Raw genomic sequence first — 1,834 nt, forward strand, 5'->3', positions numbered from 1 at the left:
CGCCGGCCTGCTCATCATCCTCCTGCTCTGGCTGGTGACGATGCAGGCGCGCGTCAGCCGGCTGTTAGGCCGCTATCTGGAGCTGATGCGCGGTCGCGAAGGCCGGCCGCTGGAGGAAATCCTCGACGAATACCTTCAACAAGCCCGGGTCACCGCCGAGCAGGTGGAGCAGTTGACCCGCGTCTCGCGCCAGTTGGAAAAGGCCGCCAAGCTGTCCCTCCAGCACCTTGGCATCGTGCGCTTCGATGCCTATCCGGACATCAGCGGCCAGCAGAGCTTCTCCATCGCCCTGGTGGATGGACACGGCAACGGTGTGGTGCTGACCGGCCTCGCCGGCCGGCAGAGCCAGCGGGTCTACGCCAAGCCCCTGCGGGGCTGGGAATCGGAACACAACCTCACCGACGAGGAGAAAGAAGCCATCGCCCGCGCCTTCCTACAGCGTCACTGACGCTCGGCGGAGAGCCTCACACCGGTAAATGGCGTGGGGAGGCCGGCCGGCGCTGGATGCGCGACGCCCGCCACTGCCGCCACAGGTCGTAAAAGGCCACGTAGCCGAAGCCCAGGAAGTACAGCGCCAGGAAAGGGATGACATAGAAGGCCCCGCGCTGCGCGGCGAAGACCATCCCTGCGCCGGCGTATGCCATCAGCAGTACCTCGCCCAAATTGCCCCACTGCCAGTGCAGGACATAGCGCTTGCGCTCCCAGCCGGCGGCGGAGGATGTGAGCCGGAACTTCGGCGTGCGCTGGAACGGCATGGGCCGGCGGAGCACCGTCCTGGCGATGGCCACGCTGTTGCTCCAGCTCAACCCGGTGCCCAGCAGGAAAAGGAACGGGAAATAGGCCAGCCGGCGCGGCCAATCCCGGTATAACTGCTGTTGTCCGATGAGATATACCAGGGGCGGCCCAAAGCTCACCACGTTCAGAAAAGCTAGCTTCAGATGGATCCCCCCGTCCCAGACCAGCAGGGGCACTAGACACAACAGCAGTAGCAGGCTCATCGGATGCGCCAGGTAGGCGCCCAGGTGTACCAGCCCCAGCAGTCGCACCGACAGGGGCCTCCGGCTGGCCAGCACCGGCCGCCACAGCTTCATCAGGCATTGTACGGAGCCGTGCGCCCAGCGTGCCTGCTGACGCTTGAGGGCGGCCATTTGGGGCGGGATCTCTGCAGGGGCCTCTAGCTCTGGCAGGTACAGGCAGTGCCAGCCGGCGATCTGCGCCCGGTAACTCAGGTCCAGGTCCTCGCACAACGTGTCCGCCTGCCAGCCCCCGCTTTCAATGATGCAGGAGCGCCGCCAGACGCCGGCCGTGCCGTTGAAGGACATGAACAGGCCCCCGCGCTGGCGGCCAGTCTGCTCCACGATAAAATGGCCGTCCAGGCCGATGGATTGGGCGCGCGTCAGCGTGGAATGCTCGGCGTTCAAATGCCCCCAGCGCGCCTGCACAAACCCCAGGCGCGGTTCCTGGGTGAAATAGGGTATTGTGCGGAGGAGGAAATCCGCCGGCGGGACGAAATCGGCGTCGAAAATGGCGATGAACTCCCCTTTGGCCAGCGCAAGGCCGTACTGCAGTGCGCCGGCCTTGAACCCCCGGCGCTCCGGCCGGCGGATGAGGTCCATGTCGAAGCCGGCCTGGCGGTAGCGCGCCACCGCCCGCTCCAACAGAAAGCGGGTCTCATCGGTGGAATCATCCAGCACCTGGATATGCAGTTTCTCACGCGGGTACCGCAAGCGCGTGACCGCCCGCAGGATCCGCTCTGCCACGTACATTTCATTGTATAGGGGTAGCTGAACCGTGACAGTTGGCCAGGAGGAGACGGCCGGCGGCGAGATACGCT

The 1,834-nt window shown here is 65.5% G+C and carries 2 protein-coding genes; one reads left to right on the forward strand and one right to left on the reverse strand.

Going from position 1 to position 1,834, the window contains the following annotated elements; translation table 11 throughout:
• On the forward strand, positions 1-448 hold a 448-nt coding region (locus H5T60_14525), incomplete at its 5' end, for a DUF4446 family protein (GenBank protein ID MBC7243646.1).
• A 16-nt stretch (positions 449-464) separates the two neighbouring features.
• On the opposite strand, the gene H5T60_14530 is transcribed toward H5T60_14525, so the two are convergent.
• Positions 465-1,766: a glycosyltransferase gene (locus tag H5T60_14530; GenBank protein ID MBC7243647.1), complete on the reverse strand. Its 1,302-nt coding sequence runs from the start codon at positions 1,764-1,766 to the stop codon at positions 465-467.
• Between the last annotated feature and the right edge of the window lie 68 nt (positions 1,767-1,834).

The sequence above is a fragment of the Anaerolineae bacterium genome, assembly GCA_014360855.1.
Lineage (GTDB): Bacteria > Chloroflexota > Anaerolineae > JACIWP01 > JACIWP01 > JACIWP01.